We start from the raw sequence: 18249 nt of genomic DNA on the forward strand, positions 1-18249 counted from the left end.
GGAGCCCGTAATGAGTGTGAATAAAGAAAACGTGCGCGTATATCTTGCCAATATTCTCGGTAGTCTGGGGGAAACTGATGCAAAAATCGCCGGTTATATCCTGCAACAACCGGGGCTCGTGGTGCAATTTCCTGTCAAAAAGTTGGCACAGGAAATTGGCGTCAGCGAGGCGACCATCGTGCGTTTTTGCAAGAAAGTTGGCTATGGTGGATTGCTTAATCTGAAAGCGGATCTTAAACGGGAACTGTTGGCGGAAAATGATTTATCGTTACCCTCTTCTCCTGACATTTTTCTTGATGATTCACGTAATGATGTGGCGCAGAAAATTGCTCTGACTATTGAAACCTCAGCCAGGGAAACGATAGGGCTGCTGGATATGAAAATCGTCAAGCCAGTGGTAGAGCGTTTTCTTTCTGCCCGCAGGGTTATGTTCGTTGGGTTTGGCGCATCAGGATTAGCGGCGCTCGAAGCCCGCGACAAAATGAATCGGCTGGGCATTGATTCAGACGCCTTTACCGATCGTTTCACGATGACGCTAAAACTCGCCAATCTGAAAAGGGATGACCTGGTCGTAGCATTTTCACACTCCGGAGAGACGCCGGAAGTAGTTAACGCGTTTCGCCTTGCGCAGAAAAAAGGCGCATATACGCTGGCGATCACACATAGTCCTCACTCACCGCTTAATGAACTTGCCAACACTTTCTGGCTGACCAGCGGAGAAGCAGGTCCTATGCAGGGAGATTCTATCTCAACGCGTATTTCTCAGCTTTTTATTATTGAGTTCTTATGTACCGAAATTACGCGCCACAATCTGCGCGACAGTGGTATGACTGGCTTATCGATAAAAGAAATTTTGATAAAAGAAAGGATTAAACGTGAGTCTTCAGGATAATGACTTTGCTCCAAAACCTGCTGGTAAATGGTGGCTGGCGGGTAAAAAACCCGATTATCGTTTTACCCTCGCCAATGAACGAACGTTTTTAGCCTGGATCCGCACGGCGCTCGCATTAATGGCAGGGGCGGTAGGGATCGAACAGTTTTCTCCACAACTTTCCTCTCCGTTTTTAAGGCACTCTCTGGCGTTATGTCTTGTCGTCGCTGGGGCGGTACTTGGTGGGCAGGCGTGGCGTCGCTGGCGGCATAACGAGTATGCGATGCGTCTTGACCAGCAGTTGTATTACAGCCGTTTTATCTGTGCGCTATCCCTGTTTCTTATCATCATGGCGCTATTACTTGGGGTAATGTTGTGGGGCTAGAGGTTCAAACTATCCGCGATGCCGGCTTACAGCCTGAACGTACCGAGCTGTCCTGGCGACGTACAGCATTTTCGATGCTGATCCCTGCTTTTTTAACCTTGCGGAGTTGGTTTCATTATGGCGAATGGCCTTATGCGGTTGCTGGTCTCCTACTGATAAGTTGCGCACTACTCGTCCTGCTGGATCAACGCTATAAAAATCAGCTATATGTCTCATTCTCTGTTGTTGCCAGCAGCCTGGTGTTGGGATTGCTCTTCATTTTTCGCCTTTTTATTGGCGTCTGAGCCATACTTGCTGAAGACCCTTACTCACCTGCTGGGTAAGGTTTCGTTTAATTTTTTGTTGGCAAAAAGGACACGGCATGAAACTCATCGGCAGCTATACCAGCCCTTTTGTGCGCAAAATTTCCATTCTGTTGCTGGAAAAGGGTATCACCTTTGAATTTGTTAACGAACTACCCTACGAGGCGGATAATGGCGTGGCGCAGTACAACCCTCTGGGCAAGGTGCCGACGCTGGTGACGGAGAAAGGGGAATGTTGGTTCGATTCGCCGATTATTGCGGAATATATTGAGCTGCAGGGTATCGCCCCTGCGATGTTACCCGCCGATCCTCTGGCATCGCTCAGGGTGCGTCAGTTAGAAGCGTTGGCTGACGGCATTATGGATGCCGCGTTGGTCTCTGTGCGCGAACAGGCGCGTCCGGTAGCGCAGCAATCGGAAACGGAACTGCTGCGCCAGCGGGAAAAAATTAACCGCAGTCTGGATATGCTAGAAAGCTATCTGACCGACGGGACATTAAAAACGGATACAGTGAATCTGGCGACCATCGCGATTGCCTGTGCGGTAGGCTATCTCAACTTCCGCCGGGTCGCGCCGGGCTGGTGCGTTGGCCGCCACCACCTGGTCAAGCTGGTCGAAACGCTTTTTCAACGCGAAAGCTTTGCCCGCACCGAAGCGCCGAAGGCTTGACGCGCATTATGTCCGCCTGAGCAAACTCACGTTACAATCCCCCTCATGTCGATATCCCTCTCCAGCCAGGAGAGGGCCACCAACCGCCGGGCATTTTCATGACAAGCGAAACGCGTACACTCTACAGCCAGCTCCCTGCTATCGATCGCTTATTGCACGATAGCGCCTTTCTTTCTCTGTGCGATCAGTATGGCCATACTCAGGTGGTTGATCTGCTTAGGCGAATGCTCGACGACGCGCGCGACGTCATACGGAATACGCAGACGCTTCCCGACTGGTGCGCAGACTGGGCGCAAGAGGCAAACCTTCGGCTGGAAAAAGCGGCGCAAAGCGCGCTGCGCCCGGTCATTAACCTGACGGGGACGGTGCTGCATACCAATCTTGGCCGCGCCTGGCAGGCGCAAGAAGCGATTGATGCGGTAACGCAGGCGATGCGCGCGCCGGTAACGCTGGAATACGATCTGGACGGCGCCGGGCGGGGGCATCGCGACCGGGCGCTGGCGACGCTGTTATGCCGTATAACCGGGGCGGAAGACGCCTGTATCGTCAATAACAATGCAGCAGCGGTATTGCTGATGCTGGCGGCGACTGCCAGCGGCAAAGAGGTGGTGGTTTCGCGTGGCGAACTGGTCGAAATCGGCGGCGCGTTTCGTATCCCGGATGTCATGCGCCAGGCGGGCTGTACGCTGCACGAAGTGGGCACCACGAACCGGACGCACGCGAAAGATTATCGTCAGGCGGTAAATGAAAATACCGGTCTGTTGATGAAGGTGCATACCAGTAATTACAGCATTGAAGGCTTTACCAAAGCGGTAGAGGAAGCCGAGCTGGCGGAAATCGGGCGAGAGCTGGATATTCCGGTGGTGGCGGATCTGGGCAGCGGTTCGCTGGTAGATTTGAGTCAATATGGCTTACCCAAGGAGCCGATGCCGCAGCAGTTAATTGCCGCTGGCGTCAGTCTGGTGAGTTTCTCCGGCGACAAGCTGCTGGGCGGGCCGCAGGCTGGGATCATCGTCGGCAAAAAAGCGATGATTGCCCAACTGCAAAGCCATCCGCTGAAACGCGCTCTGCGCGCGGATAAAATGACGCTGGCGGCGCTGGAGGCGACGTTACGTCTGTATCTGCACCCAGAGGCGTTGTCGGAGAAATTACCCACGCTGCGTCTGTTAACCCGCAGTGAAGCGTCAATTCGCGAGCAGGCGCAACGGTTACAGGCGCGGCTGGTAGCGCGTTACGGCGACGAATTTATGCTGGAGGTTAAGCCCTGCCTGTCGCAAATCGGTAGCGGTTCATTACCGGTAGACCGCCTCCCCAGCGCCGCCATGACCTTTACCCCGCACGACGGGCGCGGTAGCCGGCTGGAGGCGTTGGCGGCCCATTGGCGCACGTTGCCTGTACCGATCATTGGCCGAATTTATGATGGCCGTTTATGGCTGGATATGCGCTGTCTTGAAGACGAAAGCCGGTTTATGGAGATGATGCTGAAATGATTATTGCAACTGCCGGACACGTAGACCACGGTAAAACGACGTTGCTCCAGGCGATTACCGGGGTCAATGCCGATCGCCTGCCGGAAGAGAAAAAACGCGGTATGACTATCGATTTGGGCTATGCCTATTGGCCGCAGCCGGATGGTCGTGTGCTGGGTTTTATCGACGTGCCCGGACATGAAAAATTTCTCTCCAACATGCTGGCGGGCGTAGGCGGTATCGATCACGCTTTGCTGGTGGTCGCCTGTGATGATGGCGTTATGGCGCAAACGCGCGAGCATTTACAGATCCTGCAACTGACGGGTAATCCTCAGCTCACCGTCGCGCTGACCAAAGCCGATCGCGTGGACGAGGCGCGTATCCGTGAAGTTCGTGAAGAGGTACTGGCGACGCTTGACAACTATGGTTTCGCCGATGCCGTTTTATTTGTCACCGCTGCCAATGAAGGACGCGGTATTGCAGTCCTTCGCGCCCATTTACAGCAACTTCCCGCACGTTTGCACGCTGCGCAGCATCGCTTCCGCCTGGCTATCGACCGTGCGTTTACGGTGAAAGGGGCAGGGCTGGTAGTGACAGGAACGGCGCTGAGCGGAGAAGTGAAAGTTGGCGATACGCTATGGTTGACCGGCGTTAATACGCCGATGCGCGTACGAAGTCTACACGCGCAAAATCAGCCCACCGACCATGCGTATGCCGGGCAACGTATTGCGCTCAATATTGCGGGCGATGCGGAGAAGGAGCAGCTTAACCGCGGCGACTGGCTGCTTTCCGATGCGCCGGCGGGGGAGGCTTTTTCCCGGGTGATCGTTTCTCTGGCGCTTCATGCGCCGCTTTCCCAATGGCAACCGCTACATATTCACCATGCCGCCAGCCATGTGACTGGTCGCGTCTCTTTGCTGGAAGGCGCGCTGGCAGAGCTGATTTTTGATACGCCGTTGTGGCTGGCCGATAATGACAGACTGGTGTTGCGTGATATTTCCGCACGCGCCACCCTTGCCGGCGCGCGCGTGGTGACGCTTAACGCGCCGCGTCGCGGTAAACGTAAGCCAGATTATTTGCAGTGGCTTTCAACGCTTGCCGCCGCGAAGGACGATAGCGCGGCGTTGGCCATTCATCTGGAACGCGGCGCCGTCAACCTGCCGGATTTCGGTTGGGCGCGCCAGCTTAATCATCCCGGTATGCGTCAACTTATTGAGCAGCATGGTTTTATCCAGGCCGGAGACAATCTGTTAAGCGCGCCCGTCGCCGCCCGCTGGCAGCGTAAAATTCTCGATACGCTGGCGACCTACCACGAACAGCACCGCGATGAACCGGGGCCGGGACGCGAGCGTTTACGCCGCATGGCCCTGCCGATGGAGGATGAAGCGCTGGTCCTGATGCTGATCGAGCGGATGCGCGACGACGGCCTGATTCATAGCCATCACGGTTGGTTGCATCTGCCGGATCATAAAGCGGGATTTAGCGATGAGCAGCAGGCCGTCTGGCAAAAAGTCGAGCCGTTATTTGGCGATGAGCCTTGGTGGGTACGGGATCTGGCGAGAGAGACCGGGACGGAGGAACAATTAATGCGGCTGGCGCTGCGGCAGGCGGCACAGCAAGGCATCATTACCGCGATCGTCAAAGATCGGTACTATCGTAACGATCGGATTGTCGCTTTCGCCAATATGATCCGCGAGCTGGATCAAGAGAGAGGATCGACCTGCGCGGCGGATTTTCGCGATAGGCTGAATGTAGGGCGGAAATTGGCTATTCAGATCCTTGAATATTTTGACCGGATTGGATTTACACGTCGTCGTGGGAATGATCATTTATTACGTGATGCGTTATTATTTCAACAAAAAGAATGCAATGTTTAATTTAAATAAGAAATGAATAAATACAATTATTGAGTTGATTTATAAAAAGCACATCAGGGAATGAACCTGATGTGCTTTTTATTTTTCTGGCTTCTTAAAATAGCTACCGCGATCATATTATTAGGGTAATTTCGCCCGTATTCTTTGCGCCTTATTCAGGTAATTAAGGACAGTATTATGGCAGCTTCAACATTTTTTATTCCTTCCGTGAATGTAATTGGTGCCGATTCATTAAAGGACGCAATGAATACGATGGCGGAATATGGTTTTCGCCGTACATTAATTGTCACGGATGCCATGCTGACAAAATTAGGGATGGCGGGCGATATTCAAAAAGCGCTACAGAAACGTGATATTTTTAGCGTAATTTATGATGGTACGCAGCCTAACCCTACTACCAGCAATGTGGCGGCCGGGTTGAAGCTTCTGAAAGAAAATGGCTGCGACAGCGTTATCTCGCTGGGCGGCGGTTCCCCGCACGACTGCGCGAAAGGTATTGCGCTGGTGGCGGCAAACGGCGGCGATATTCGCGACTACGAAGGCGTTGACCGCTCCGCGAAACCGCAGTTGCCGATGATTGCGATTAACACGACCGCCGGCACCGCGTCTGAAATGACCCGTTTTTGCATCATCACCGACGAAGAGCGGCATATTAAAATGGCCATCGTCGATAAACATGTTACACCGCTACTCTCTGTCAACGACTCCTCTTTAATGGTTGGTATGCCGAAGTCCCTGACGGCGGCGACCGGTATGGATGCGTTAACCCACGCGATTGAAGCTTATGTTTCCATTGCGGCAACGCCTATTACCGACGCCTGTGCACTGAAAGCGGTAACGATGATTGCGGAAAATCTGATCGTTGCGGTTGAAGAGGGGAGCAATGTCCAGGCGCGTGAAGCGATGGCTTATGCGCAGTTCCTGGCGGGAATGGCGTTTAACAATGCGTCGTTGGGCTACGTTCATGCTATGGCGCACCAGCTTGGCGGTTTCTACAACCTACCGCATGGCGTATGTAACGCAGTTCTGCTGCCGCATGTGCAGGTATTTAACAGCCAGGTGGCGGCGGCTCGCCTGCGTGATTGCGCAGCGGCGATGGGCGTCGATGTATCAGGCATGAACGAAGCGGAGGGCGCGCAGGCATGTGTGGCGGCCATTCGCCAACTGTCGCAGAAAGTCAATATTCCGGCAGGACTGCGTGAGCTAAACGTGAAGGAAGAGGATATCCCGGTTCTGGCGACCAATGCTCTCAAAGACGCCTGTGGCCTGACGAACCCGATTCAGGCTACTCACGATGAGATTGTGGAAATTTATCGCGCGGCGATGTAACGCTTTTGCCCGGTGGCGCGGACGCTTACCGGGCCTGCGTAGACGATGCAGGCCGGATAAGGCGTAACACTTTAGCTTCGGTCGAGCTTTTGCTGCGCCAGCCAGACGGCGCCCAGCCTGCCCGCCTGATTTCCCAGTTGGCAGGGCTGAATCGGCACCTGGAGCGCCTCCCACATTTCAAACGTTTCAAGATGCCGCGTCAGGAGCGGGTAGAGCTTTTCCTGTTCGCTTATTCCTCCGCCGATCAGCACCACGCCCGGATCAAACATCGAGATCACGCTGTAAACGCCGCGTGACAGATAACGCGCCCAGTCATTGACCGCCTCACGCAGATGAACATCGGTCGCCATTCGTTCGAAGATCACATCCGCAGGCGGCATCTCTTCAGCGGGCAGCGCCAGAGCCTGGCGGCACGACGCCATTAATCCGCTGGTCGACGCGATTTTATGCATACTTTCGCCGCTATTGCCGACCGGCATGACGCCGAATTCACCGGCATGGAAATGCGCGCCGCGACACAGCTCTCGCCCGACGATAATACCGCCGCCAATGCCGGTTCCAATAGTAATGCAGACCAGATTTTCATAATGCCGCCCGGCGCCTCGCCACATTTCGCCCAGCGCCGCGCAGTTCGCGTCGTTCTCCACGACCAGAGGCAGATCGGTCAGCCCGCTGAACAACTCCATCAGGTTGACGTCATCCAGGTAAGCCAGCGCGCCCGCTTTCGCCGCATGACCGTTATGGGGGTTAATATGGCCAGGGAAACTGACCCCGATTGCCGCAATGTCATAATCCTGCTGGCAACGTGCCACCATATCCTGCCACTTGTGGGTAAACGTAGAGGCGTCCTCTGGCGTATCGAATTGATGATGGGTTAATTCTTCGCCGTCACTGTTAATCACGCCATATTTGACGTGAGTTCCTCCTACATCAATACCGATATATTGCTGCATAGTGTTCTCCGTACGTTAAACAGGCACCTGTTTAGTATGGCTAAAACCAGACGGAGAAACGTAAAGGAAAGTAATTCGTGATTGCTGTCGTAAAGCGGGAAACCATTGGCGAAAAATTCACCAGTACCGTCTACCCTTGTGGAGTACCTTTACAATAAGGAGTTGGTCATGACGAACAATCCCCCTTCAACGCGTATTCAGCCAGGTGAATACGGGTACCCACTGAAGTTAAAAGCCCGCTATGACAATTTTATTGGCGGTAACTGGGTTGCGCCCGCCGGGGGCGAATATTACCAAAACCTGACGCCAGTGACTGGCCAACCGCTGTGTGAAGTCGCTTCCTCCGGTAAAAAAGACATTGATTTGGCGCTCGACGCCGCGCATAAGGCGAAAGATAAGTGGGCGCATACGTCAGTACAAGACCGTGCCGCTATCTTGTTTAAGATCGCCGATCGGATGGAACAAAACCTCGAACTGTTGGCGACAGCGGAAACCTGGGATAACGGTAAACCGATTCGTGAAACCAGCGCTGCCGACGTACCGCTGGCGATCGATCACTTCCGCTATTTTGCTTCCTGCATACGTGCTCAGGAGGGCGGAATCAGCGAAGTTGATAGCGAAACCGTAGCCTATCATTTTCATGAACCGCTTGGCGTCGTGGGGCAGATAATCCCATGGAACTTTCCGTTGTTGATGGCAAGCTGGAAAATGGCGCCAGCGCTGGCAGCGGGCAACTGCGTGGTGCTTAAACCGGCACGCCTGACGCCGCTTTCCGTTCTGCTGTTAATGGAAGTCATTGGCGATCTGTTACCGCCGGGCGTCGTCAACGTAGTTAACGGCGCGGGCGGCGAGATTGGCGAATATCTGGCGACCTCGAAACGTATCGCGAAGGTGGCGTTTACCGGCTCGACGGAAGTAGGTCAACAGATCATGCAGTACGCCACGCAGAATATTATTCCAGTGACTCTGGAGTTAGGAGGTAAATCACCAAATATCTTCTTTGCTGACGTAATGGATGAGGAAGATGCGTTTTTTGATAAAGCGCTGGAGGGGTTTGCCCTGTTTGCCTTTAACCAGGGCGAGGTATGTACCTGTCCAAGCCGTGCGCTGGTCCAGGAATCCATCTATGAGCGCTTTATGGAGCGCGCTATTCGCCGGGTGGAGAATATCCGCAGCGGGAACCCGCTGGATAGCGGTACGCAGATGGGGGCACAGGTCTCTCACGGCCAGCTTGAGACTATCCTCAATTATATCGATATCGGTAAAAAAGAGGGGGCCGATATTCTGACCGGTGGGCGACGCAAGGAACTGGATGGCGAACTTAAAGAGGGCTATTACCTTGAGCCCACTATCCTGTTTGGTAAGAATAACATGCGCGTCTTTCAGGAGGAGATCTTTGGCCCGGTGCTGGCGGTAACCACCTTTAAAACCATGGAGGAGGCGCTGGAAATCGCTAACGATACGCAGTATGGCCTCGGCGCAGGCGTCTGGAGCCGTAATGGTTCGCTGGCGTATAAAATGGGGCGCGGGATTCAGGCCGGGCGCGTATGGACGAACTGCTATCACGCTTACCCGGCACATGCGGCGTTCGGCGGATATAAACAGTCCGGCATTGGCCGTGAGACTCACAAAATGATGCTTGAACATTACCAGCAGACCAAATGTCTGCTGGTAAGCTATTCCGATAAGCCGTTGGGACTGTTTTAATGGTGTTCTCCTGCCGGGCAGTAGCGCCCGGCAGATAGCCGGTATAACAGTGCTCTGTGCTTATCAGGTCTACGCGCTGGGAAAGCCATATAGATCTGATCCAGCCGCTGACCCGCAATACCATTACCGGTTTACCAGCGATGTGCGATGAGCTGGGATTTACCGTTCGAGAATAAAACAGTCCGCCAGGTTTTATCAGGTATCTGACAAAATTTGTCCGTTTCCGTAGTGGGATCAAAGCGGCGGGGAATTGCTCTCTGGCATTCTGATGTTTTAACGCAGGGGAAGAACAATGAACCGGTTTATTATGGCGGATGCGTCGGCGTGTATCGGATGTCGTACCTGCGAGGTCGCCTGCGTGGTGTCGCATCAGGAACAGCAGAATAGCGCGGCGGTGAAGACGGCGGACTTTGTGCCGCGTATCCGGGTGATAAAAGAGGATAGCCTCACCACGGCGACGGTCTGCCATCAGTGTGAGGATGCGCCGTGCGCGAATGTTTGCCCGGTACAGGCTATTCACCGCGATCGGGGACATATCTTCGTGACGCCATCACGCTGTATCGGCTGTAAAAGCTGTATGCTGGCTTGCCCGTTTGGCGCGATGACCGTGGTGGCGTCCGCATCAGGCGCACAGGCGATTAAATGCGATCTTTGCTGGCATCGGGAAGCGGGGCCAGCGTGCGTGGAAGCCTGCCCGACCAGAGCGTTACAGTGCGTTGACGCAACACAAGTGCAGCGCCAGCGCCTCTATTCTCAACCGTTCTGAACGTCGTTCCGGCCTGTGCGAAGGCCGGAATAGCCGTCAGCCTTCACGCCAGGCGCATTCTATCTCTTCTGCCAGAATTTTTACCCCCGCCTCGATTTTGTCCGGTTCAGGCACGTAGTTCATCCGCATACACTGGTGAGTATGCGGCCAGGGTTTATCCAGACCGGGAAAGAAATAGTGGCCCGGCACCATCAACACGCCGCGCGCTTTTAAGCGCTGATAGAGCAACTCGGTGGTAATCGGCAGATCTTTAAACCACAGCCACAAAAATATAGCGCCCTCCGGTTTATGAATCAGGCAGCGTTCTTCGGGCAAGTAGCGGCGAATGATCGCAATCGTCTGTTGAACGCGCTGATAGTAGAAAGATTTGATAACCGTTTCCGACAGCCGCAGCAGATCGTTACGCTTAATCATTTCGCACATCATCGCCGGACCTATGCCGCCGGGCGCAAGGCTGATAATGCCGTTCATGTTGGCAATGGCGGTAATCGTTTTATCATTGGCGATGATAATGCCGCAGCGAGAGCCAGGCAGCCCCAGTTTCGAGAGGCTCATGCACAGGATAATATTTGGGTTCCATAGCGGGCGCGCCTCGCTAAAGATAATGCCAGGAAACGGCACGCCGTAAGCGTTATCAATCACCAGTGGAATGTGATGCTGATTCGCCAGTCTGTCCAGCTTCATCAGCTCTTCGTCGGTGATGACGTTACCTGTTGGATTGGTCGGGCGCGAGACGCAAATCATCCCTGTCTCTTCACCGATGTGCAGATGCTCAAAATCGACGTGATACTTAAACTGACCTTCCGGCAGCAGCTCAATATTAGGGCGCGCCGAGACGAAGAGATCGTCTTCCAGACCGGAATCCGCATAGCCGATGTATTCCGGCGCGAGCGGGAATAGCACCTTTTTCGTACTGCCGTCGGCGCGGCGTCCGGCGAAGAGATTAAACAAGTAGAAAAACGCGCTCTGACTGCCATTTGTCAGCGCAATATTCTGTGGTTCGATATCCCATCCCAGTTTTTCACGTAGCAGTGCGGCCAGCGCTGTCAGTAGCGCCGTTTTTCCCTGTGGACCGTCATAATTACAAAGCGCATCAGCGGCTTTGCCGCTTTCTACCATCTCTGCCAGTAGCGTCTGGAAATAATCCTGCATGGCAGGAATGTGCGCCGGGTTACCGCCGCCAAGCATGATGGCGCCTGGCGTGCGTAAACCGTCGTTGAGATCCTCCATCAGGCGGGTAATGCCTGAATGGCGGGTAAATTTATCGCCGAAAAGTGAAAATGTCATAAAGGGTGATCTATCGAACTGTCTGTCAAAGTGGATAACCATAACGCTACAAATGGCGGGGCGCAAATGAGAGGGTAGCGGTGGTATTGATGTTTTATGCTACAAATTTTTTCCAGGTTGGTTTTTTATTTTGAAGAGGCTACCGGCGCGCGAAGATTCCGGTAGCGTCACGATTAGGGCGGCCCGCCCAGACGACCATCACGGTATCGTCGCCATCTTTAAATAGACGCCATTGCGGCGGCGCGCCTTCGCAGGGTTTTAACGACAACACCTGGTTGAGTTTAATGGCATCGGCGGGCTGCCAGCATTGCTGGTCAATGTGTAGCGTTAAAGCGCGCGTACCTTTTGTTAACGCGGACTGGCTGGTAAAGCGTCCGGTTTCCTGCGCCGAGAACGTTGGAAAGCCAGGCGAGGTCCATGATGAGGCGAACGCGATTGCAGGTATCAGCGTCAGAGCGAAGGCGGCAAGTTTCATCACGCTATCCTTTGTGGGCAATATTCATCAGGGTGCCTGGTTTTTAGGCGAATGAACGCCTCCCAGACAGCGAGTCACGCAGGAGGAGGCGCGAGGGTGAGCGACGAGGCGCAAAAAAAACGCGTCTATTTGCGATAAGCGACACATTTTATTGGCATGATTGCTGTTGGTTATCGTTAATCAATGACATAGTTTCGGATTAAGACTATTCCATGAGGTGCTTTTTAAGTCTATTTTTGCTAGAATTTGGGGTTCGTGCCTTAAATTCGTGAAAAATAAAAGGTGTTGGAATGAATCAATCCGACCAGGAGACCTAATGATATTGACTCCCATGCGACGATATGGGGCAATGATTCTTATGTTACTCACCATCGTATTTTCGGGTGAGGTGCTGGCAAAGACGCACGCAATGCAAACGAGTCAAAAGTCCCACGTAACCGAGACAAGTTATAAACAGGTTAGCAGTAAACAAGAGTATTCTCGCAATAGTGCAAAGAGTAGTTCACTTCCTGATTTGCGAAAATACCCTTCCGGAACCCCCAGAAAGAAAGCATTTCTCCGGACCGTTATGCCTTACATCACCAGCCAAAATGCCGCTATTACCGCGGACCGTAACTGGCTAATTTCAAAACAGTATCAGAACCGCTGGTCGCCGTCTGAACGCGCGCGTATGAAAGATATTGCAAAGCGCTATAAAGTGCGCTGGTCCGGCAACACGCGTCGTATTCCGTGGAATACGTTGCTGGAGCGTGTCGACATTATTCCAGCCAGTATGGTGGCGACGATGGCGGCAGCGGAAAGCGGGTGGGGAACCTCTAAGCTGGCGCGTAGCAACAATAACCTGTTCGGTATGAAGTGCGCGAAAGGGCATTGTGCCAATGCGCCAGGCAAGGTGAAAGGTTATTCGCAATTCGCGTCGGTTAAGGAATCGGTTAGCGCTTATGTCACCAACCTGAACACGCATCCGGCTTATTCCTCTTTCCGTAAGTCGCGCGCCCAACTGCGTAAGGCGGATCAGGAAGTCACCGCCACGGCGATGATTCATAAGCTGAAGGGGTATTCTACCCAAGGGGCGCGCTATAACAACTATCTGTTCGCAATGTATCAGGACAACCAGCGCCTGATCGCCGCGCATATGTAATTCTGTATGCCGGAGGCAGCTTACCAGGCCTACAAAGCGATCTGTAGACCGGAAAGCCGCCATCCGGCAACTACAACAACACTTCACTATGCAGGTCGCGATACTCCTTAGGCGTGGTGTCGTACTCTTTTTTAAACACCGAATAGAAATATTGCAGCGACGGGTAGCCGCACATTTGCGAAATTTCGTTTATCGCCAACGTGGTGGAAACCAACAAGCTACGCGCTTTTTCCAGCTTTTCGGCGTGGATCACGGCATGTATCGTCTCGCCAACCTCTTCCTTAAAACGTTTTTCCAGGTTTGAACGTGAAATCCCAACCGCGTCCAGCACCTGCTCGACTTTAATGCCCTTACAGGCATGGTTACGAATAAAGTGCATCGCCTGGATAACCGCCGGATCGGTCAGGGAGCGGTAGTCTGTCGAGCGGCGCGCAATGACGCGCACCGGCGGCACCAGAATGCGCTGTAAAGGCATCTCTTCACGCGCCAGCAAACGGTGCAGCAGTTTCGCCGCCTGATAGCCCATTTGCCTCGCCCCCTGCGCGACGGAAGAAAGCGCGACGCGTGACAGATAACGGGTTAACTCTTCGTTATCAATGCCGATAACGCAAAGTTTTTCAGGCACCGGAATATGCAGATGTTCGCAGACCTGCAATACGTGACGGGCGCGGGCATCCGTCACGGCAATGATGCCGGTTTGCGGCGGCAGCGTCTGAAGCCAGTCGGCGAGACGATTTTGCGCGTGCTGCCAGTTTTCCGGCGCGGTTTCCAGCCCCTGATAGACTACGCCACGGTATTTTTCCTCGGCGACCAGTTGGCGAAAGGCATATTCCCGTTCCGCCGCCCAATGTTTGCGGCTGGAGGCGGGTAAGCCGTAAAACGCGAAGCGGTTGACGCCTTTTTCTTTTAAATGCAGGAAAGCGCTTTCAACCAGCGCATGGTTATCGGTGGCGATGTAATGAACGCCGGGATAATTTTCAGCAAGGTGGTAAGAACCGCCGACCCCGACAATCGGTACGTCGACATCGGCCAATAATTGCGCGATATGGTCATCATCGTAATCGGCAATAACGCCGTCGCCTAGCCACTCTTTAATGTTATCGATACGGGCGCGGAAATCTTCCTCAATAAATATATCCCATTCGGATTGTGAGGCTTGTAAATATTCACCCACGCCCTCCACTACCTGACGGTCGTAGGCTTTATTCGCGTTAAATAACAGAGTAATGCGATGACGTTTATCAAACATGAGGATATATCCTGCAAAAGTGAAACCGGACTCGTGGATACTATCAAAACGGCTGACATAACGGCCTGGCGAATGATGGCAAATTATTTCGCGCCTGAAGCGTTATGCGAAATTCATCACAGCAAACGGCGGATGACAATTGTCATTTCTTATCTACGTATTACGGTTTTTTGTTTATTTTCCAGGATTCGAGCGCGATCGCTTTTTTCTCCTGCGGTTTTCAGCGTTATTTTGAGAGCCAGAGCACATTTGGGTATTCTCTCAATAGCGGTGTGAAATAACGTAATTGAGCAATAAATCAGGAAATTCCAGTATGACGCTATGTCGTTTACTTGCCGTATTATCTGATTATGGAGCTCACTATGCAGGCTTATTTTGACCAACTCGATCGCGTTCGCTATGAAGGCCCTCAATCGACTAACCCGCTGGCATTTCGTCATTACAATCCCGATGAGCTGGTTTTAGGCAAACGTATGGAAGATCACCTGCGTTTCGCGGCCTGTTACTGGCATACCTTCTGCTGGAACGGCGCGGATATGTTTGGCGTGGGAGCGTTTAATCGTCCGTGGCAGCAACCGGGTGAAGCCCTGGAACTGGCGAAACGCAAAGCGGACGTGGCGTTCGAATTTTTCCATAAACTGAATGTGCCTTTTTATTGCTTCCATGATGTGGATGTGTCGCCAGAAGGCGCGTCGTTGAAAGAGTATAAAAACAACTTCGCGCAGATGGTGGATGTACTGGCGGCAAAACAGGAGCAGAGCGGCGTAAAACTGCTGTGGGGAACGGCGAACTGCTTTACCAATCCGCGTTATGGCGCAGGCGCCGCTACTAATCCGGACCCGGATGTCTTTAGCTGGGCTGCGACGCAAGTGGTAACGGCAATGAACGCCACGCATAAACTGGGCGGCGAAAACTACGTACTGTGGGGCGGACGCGAAGGCTACGAAACGTTGCTGAATACCGATCTGCGCCAGGAACGCGAACAGATTGGCCGTTTTATGCAAATGGTGGTCGAGCACAAGCATAAAATCGGTTTCCAGGGGACGCTGCTGATTGAACCGAAACCGCAGGAACCGACAAAACATCAGTATGATTATGATGTTGCAACGGTCTATGGTTTCCTTAAACAGTTCGGTCTGGAAAAAGAGATCAAAGTGAATATTGAGGCGAACCATGCGACGCTGGCGGGCCACTCGTTCCACCATGAGATCGCCACTGCTATCGCGCTGGGTATTTTTGGCTCCGTTGACGCCAACCGCGGCGATGCGCAACTGGGCTGGGATACCGATCAGTTCCCCATTAGCGTTGAAGAGAACGCGCTGGTGATGTACGAAATTCTGAAAGCGGGCGGGTTCACCACGGGCGGCCTCAACTTCGACGCCAAAGTCCGTCGCCAGAGTACCGATAAATACGATCTGTTCTACGGTCATATCGGCGCGATGGATACAATGGCTCTGTCGCTGAAAATCGCCGCGCGTATGGTCGAAGACGGCGAACTGGATAAACGCGTGGCGAAGCGCTACGCCGGCTGGAATGGCGAACTGGGACAGCAAATCCTGAAAGGGCAGCTCTCCTTAGGCGAGCTGGCGCAGTATGCGGAGCAGCACAACCTGGCACCGGTACATCAAAGCGGTCATCAGGAACTGTTAGAAAATCTGGTTAACCGTTATCTATTTGATAAATAAATATATTTGTCGGGGAACTCTGCGTTAGCCCGGCCAGTGGTGGTTGATAGCCCGGTAAGCGTAGCGCTGCCGGGCGCTTTCAGTAAAGGAACCCACAATATGTATATCGGGATCGATCTTGGTACATCGGGTGTAAAGGCCATCCTGTTGAATGAGCAGGGCGATGTGCTGGCTACGCATACTGAAAAACTGACTGTATCGCGTCGCCATCCTTTATGGTCCGAGCAGGAGCCAGAGCAGTGGTGGCAGGCGGCGGATCGCGCGGTCAAAAGTTTAGGTCGGCAACAGTCGTTAAATGGCGTTCGGGCGTTGGGTATCGCGGGACAAATGCATGGCGCGACGTTGCTTGATAGCCGACAGCAGGTTCTGCGTCCGGCGATCTTATGGAACGATGGACGCTGTAGCGAAGAGTGCGCATGGCTGGAAAAACAGGCGCCGCAGTCGCGTGCGATAACCGGTAATCTGATGATGCCCGGTTTTACCGCGCCCAAATTAGTATGGGTGCAGCGCCACGAGCCGGATATTTTCCGCCAGATAGATAAGGTCCTGCTGCCGAAAGATTTTCTGCGGCTGCGAATGACGGGCGTCTTTGCCAGCGATATGTCGGATGCGGCGGGAACGATGTGGCTGGACGTGAAAAAGCGCGACTGGAGCGACGTTATGCTCAGCGCTTGTCATTTAACCCGACAGCAGATGCCTGAGCTATTTGAAGGTAGTGAAATAACCGGAACGTTGCTGCCGGAAGTAGCCAGCGCATGGGGAATGCCATCAGTACCCGTGGTTGCGGGCGGCGGCGATAATGCGGCAGGCGCGGTTGGCGTAGGGATGATCGATGCCGGACAGGCGATACTCTCGCTCGGAACATCGGGTGTTTATTTTGCCGTCAGCGACGGCTTTCTCAGTAAACCAGAAAGCGCAGTACATAGTTTTTGCCATGCCTTGCCGGAACGCTGGCATTTAATGTCTGTGATGTTGAGCGCCGCCTCTTGTCTGGACTGGGCGGCTAAACTCACCGGGCAGGCGAGCGTGCCGGCGCTAATTGCCGCCGCACAGCAGGCGGATGAGCATACCGATCCGGTCTGGTTTTTGCCGTATCTTTCCGGCGAGCGCACGCCGCACAATAATCCGCAGGCAAAAGGCGTTTTCTTTGGTTTAACCCATCAGCACGGCCCGGCGGAACTGGCGCGTGCGGTGTTAGAAGGCGTGGGATATGCCCTGGCGGACGGCATGGATGCGGTTCACGCCTGTGGCGTCAGACCCGCCAGCGTGACGCTTATCGGCGGCGGGGCGCGCAGCGAATACTGGCGTCAGATGCTATCTGATATTAGCGGGCTACAGCTTGATTATCGTACTGGCGGCGATGTAGGGCCGGCGCTGGGCGCGGCGCGTCTGGCGCAAATTGCGGTAAATAGACAGATGCCGCTTGCCGATATGCTGCCGCAGTTGCCGCTGGAGCAGGCACATTACCCTGATGTGCAGCGTCATACGGTTTATCAACAGCGTCGTGAAACCTTCCGCCGACTCTATCTGCAACTGTTGCCGTTGATGTCATAAGTCAGAATGCCTTTCGGTTTTGGCTGAAAGGCATTTTTCATAATTATTGATTCTGTTGAGTTATATTGAAGAAAGTATGTGTGTTTTCTGATTTTTATATTATTGCTGAGCAGGTGCCTTTTTCATCGCTATTTCTTCGCTTAATGTGTTTCACTCAACCACAAGGAGAGTGATATGGACGATAACGTTACGCGTAGAAAACGGGTACTCGGTTTGGGAATGTTAGTCGTCGGTGCAGTGGTATACCTGGTGGGACTCTGGCCAGCCTGTCATACATTAAGCGAAAAGGGTTATTTTTTTGCGGCAATGGTTATGTGCGGTTTTCCGCTCTTAATTCGCCAGGAACATACGGGTAATGACCGCCTGCTTTCTCGTTGCAAATATTTGCTGCTGCTTGGCGTTGGTATGGTCGCGGTCGGCGTATTTAATCTGGAACTGGCAGGAGCGCTGAAAATTCTTTGTCTGGTGGCGCTGGGATTCAGTCTCTACGGAACGGATATTTACGCGACTTATAGTGATGATGCATGATGG

The 18249-nt window shown here is 53.4% G+C and carries 16 protein-coding genes and 2 pseudogenes; 14 read left to right on the plus strand and 4 right to left on the minus strand.

The window, feature by feature from the left end; genetic code table 11:
* Positions 1–10 precede the first annotated feature (10 nt).
* The 7 genes from F4V61_RS13025 to yiaY all read left to right on the plus strand — a co-directional run bounded on the left by F4V61_RS13025 (position 11) and on the right by yiaY (position 6901).
* A complete protein-coding gene (locus F4V61_RS13025) occupies positions 11–892 on the plus strand; it encodes a MurR/RpiR family transcriptional regulator (protein ID WP_000115714.1) in 882 nt (293 codons plus the stop codon).
* A complete protein-coding gene (locus tag F4V61_RS13030; protein ID WP_000056963.1) occupies positions 876–1256 on the plus strand; it encodes a YidH family protein in 381 nt (126 codons plus the stop codon). Before F4V61_RS13025 ends, F4V61_RS13030 begins: the two co-directional genes overlap by 17 nt.
* On the plus strand, positions 1247–1540 hold the full coding sequence (locus F4V61_RS13035; protein ID WP_000522189.1) for a DUF202 domain-containing protein: 294 nt from the start codon (positions 1247–1249) through the stop codon (positions 1538–1540). The genes F4V61_RS13030 and F4V61_RS13035 overlap by 10 nt, the downstream gene beginning before the upstream one ends.
* Positions 1541–1617: 77 nt before the next feature.
* A complete protein-coding gene (locus F4V61_RS13040) occupies positions 1618–2226 on the plus strand; it encodes a glutathione S-transferase (protein ID WP_000766676.1) in 609 nt (202 codons plus the stop codon).
* A gap of 98 nt (positions 2227–2324) precedes the next feature.
* Complete coding sequence (gene selA / locus F4V61_RS13045; RefSeq protein ID WP_058344906.1) at positions 2325–3716, plus strand: L-seryl-tRNA(Sec) selenium transferase; 1392 nt, start codon at positions 2325–2327, stop codon at positions 3714–3716.
* The gene (gene selB / locus F4V61_RS13050) at positions 3713–5572 is read left to right on the plus strand and encodes a selenocysteine-specific translation elongation factor (RefSeq protein ID WP_080160958.1); all 1860 of its coding nucleotides are present in this window, start codon (positions 3713–3715) and stop codon (positions 5570–5572) included. Before selA ends, selB begins: the two co-directional genes overlap by 4 nt.
* 177 nt (positions 5573–5749) lie before the next feature.
* Positions 5750–6901 carry an L-threonine dehydrogenase gene (gene yiaY, locus F4V61_RS13055; RefSeq protein WP_000741490.1) on the plus strand — a complete coding sequence of 384 codons (1152 nt, stop codon included), beginning with the start codon at positions 5750–5752 and terminating at the stop codon, positions 6899–6901.
* A 71-nt stretch (positions 6902–6972) separates the two neighbouring features.
* Here yiaY and F4V61_RS13060 read toward each other — a convergent pair whose 3' ends face one another.
* Positions 6973–7854, minus strand: a complete 882-nt coding sequence (locus F4V61_RS13060) for an ROK family protein (protein WP_080160959.1) — start codon at positions 7852–7854, stop codon at positions 6973–6975.
* 168 nt (positions 7855–8022) lie between these two features.
* On the opposite strand from F4V61_RS13060, the gene aldB reads away from it, so the two are divergent.
* The 3 genes and pseudogenes from aldB to F4V61_RS13070 all read left to right on the plus strand — a co-directional run bounded on the left by aldB (position 8023) and on the right by F4V61_RS13070 (position 10327).
* A complete protein-coding gene (aldB, locus tag F4V61_RS13065) occupies positions 8023–9561 on the plus strand; it encodes an aldehyde dehydrogenase AldB (RefSeq protein WP_000183996.1) in 1539 nt (512 codons plus the stop codon).
* A gap of 77 nt (positions 9562–9638) precedes the next feature.
* Positions 9639–9716, plus strand: a pseudogene (locus tag F4V61_RS22410) (hypothetical protein); the annotation flags it as partial.
* A 137-nt stretch (positions 9717–9853) separates the two neighbouring features.
* Positions 9854–10327: a 4Fe-4S dicluster domain-containing protein gene (locus tag F4V61_RS13070; protein WP_001078808.1), complete on the plus strand. Its 474-nt coding sequence runs from the start codon at positions 9854–9856 to the stop codon at positions 10325–10327.
* A gap of 36 nt (positions 10328–10363) precedes the next feature.
* On the opposite strand, the gene avtA is transcribed toward F4V61_RS13070, so the two are convergent.
* Together avtA and F4V61_RS13080 are read right to left on the minus strand one after the other, a co-directional pair.
* A complete protein-coding gene (gene avtA / locus F4V61_RS13075) occupies positions 10364–11614 on the minus strand; it encodes a valine--pyruvate transaminase (protein WP_000144375.1) in 1251 nt (416 codons plus the stop codon).
* 193 nt (positions 11615–11807) lie between these two features.
* Positions 11808–12089: pseudogene (locus F4V61_RS13080) on the minus strand (alpha-amylase); the annotation flags it as partial.
* A gap of 316 nt (positions 12090–12405) precedes the next feature.
* Between F4V61_RS13080 and F4V61_RS13085 the strand changes: the two are divergent.
* Positions 12406–13230: a protein bax gene (locus F4V61_RS13085; protein WP_024132090.1), complete on the plus strand. Its 825-nt coding sequence runs from the start codon at positions 12406–12408 to the stop codon at positions 13228–13230.
* 70 nt (positions 13231–13300) lie between these two features.
* Here the strand turns inward: F4V61_RS13085 and xylR are convergent, their stop codons facing one another.
* Entirely contained in the window at positions 13301–14479 is a 1179-nt protein-coding gene (gene xylR / locus F4V61_RS13090; protein WP_038397417.1) for a D-xylose utilization transcriptional activator XylR, read from the minus strand.
* A 362-nt stretch (positions 14480–14841) separates the two neighbouring features.
* On the opposite strand from xylR, the gene xylA reads away from it, so the two are divergent.
* The 3 genes from xylA to F4V61_RS13105 all read left to right on the plus strand — a co-directional run bounded on the left by xylA (position 14842) and on the right by F4V61_RS13105 (position 18246).
* On the plus strand, positions 14842–16164 hold the full coding sequence (gene xylA, locus F4V61_RS13095; RefSeq protein WP_001149556.1) for a xylose isomerase: 1323 nt from the start codon (positions 14842–14844) through the stop codon (positions 16162–16164).
* 99 nt (positions 16165–16263) lie between these two features.
* The gene (gene xylB / locus F4V61_RS13100) at positions 16264–17718 is read left to right on the plus strand and encodes a xylulokinase (protein WP_079903607.1); all 1455 of its coding nucleotides are present in this window, start codon (positions 16264–16266) and stop codon (positions 17716–17718) included.
* Between the two features lie 174 nt (positions 17719–17892).
* The gene (locus F4V61_RS13105) at positions 17893–18246 is read left to right on the plus strand and encodes a YiaA/YiaB family protein (protein ID WP_079781297.1); all 354 of its coding nucleotides are present in this window, start codon (positions 17893–17895) and stop codon (positions 18244–18246) included.
* Positions 18247–18249 lie beyond the last annotated feature (3 nt).

Source organism: Salmonella enterica subsp. arizonae (genome assembly GCF_008692845.1).
GTDB classification, from domain to species: domain Bacteria; phylum Pseudomonadota; class Gammaproteobacteria; order Enterobacterales; family Enterobacteriaceae; genus Salmonella; species Salmonella arizonae.

Coding starts and splice junctions, on each gene's coding strand:
- F4V61_RS13040 (WP_000766676.1), top strand. CDS start 1,618: ATGAAACTCATCGGCAGCTATACCAGCCCTTTTGTGCGCAAAATTTCC.
- F4V61_RS13085 (WP_024132090.1), top strand. CDS start 12,406: ATGATATTGACTCCCATGCGACGATATGGGGCAATGATTCTTATGTTA.
- selA (WP_058344906.1), top strand. CDS start 2,325: ATGACAAGCGAAACGCGTACACTCTACAGCCAGCTCCCTGCTATCGAT.
- F4V61_RS13025 (WP_000115714.1), top strand. CDS start 11: ATGAGTGTGAATAAAGAAAACGTGCGCGTATATCTTGCCAATATTCTC.
- xylB (WP_079903607.1), top strand. CDS start 16,264: ATGTATATCGGGATCGATCTTGGTACATCGGGTGTAAAGGCCATCCTG.
- F4V61_RS13060 (WP_080160959.1), bottom strand. CDS start 7,854: ATGCAGCAATATATCGGTATTGATGTAGGAGGAACTCACGTCAAATAT.
- aldB (WP_000183996.1), top strand. CDS start 8,023: ATGACGAACAATCCCCCTTCAACGCGTATTCAGCCAGGTGAATACGGG.
- F4V61_RS13105 (WP_079781297.1), top strand. CDS start 17,893: ATGGACGATAACGTTACGCGTAGAAAACGGGTACTCGGTTTGGGAATG.
- xylA (WP_001149556.1), top strand. CDS start 14,842: ATGCAGGCTTATTTTGACCAACTCGATCGCGTTCGCTATGAAGGCCCT.
- xylR (WP_038397417.1), bottom strand. CDS start 14,479: ATGTTTGATAAACGTCATCGCATTACTCTGTTATTTAACGCGAATAAA.
- avtA (WP_000144375.1), bottom strand. CDS start 11,614: ATGACATTTTCACTTTTCGGCGATAAATTTACCCGCCATTCAGGCATT.
- selB (WP_080160958.1), top strand. CDS start 3,713: ATGATTATTGCAACTGCCGGACACGTAGACCACGGTAAAACGACGTTG.
- F4V61_RS13070 (WP_001078808.1), top strand. CDS start 9,854: ATGAACCGGTTTATTATGGCGGATGCGTCGGCGTGTATCGGATGTCGT.
- yiaY (WP_000741490.1), top strand. CDS start 5,750: ATGGCAGCTTCAACATTTTTTATTCCTTCCGTGAATGTAATTGGTGCC.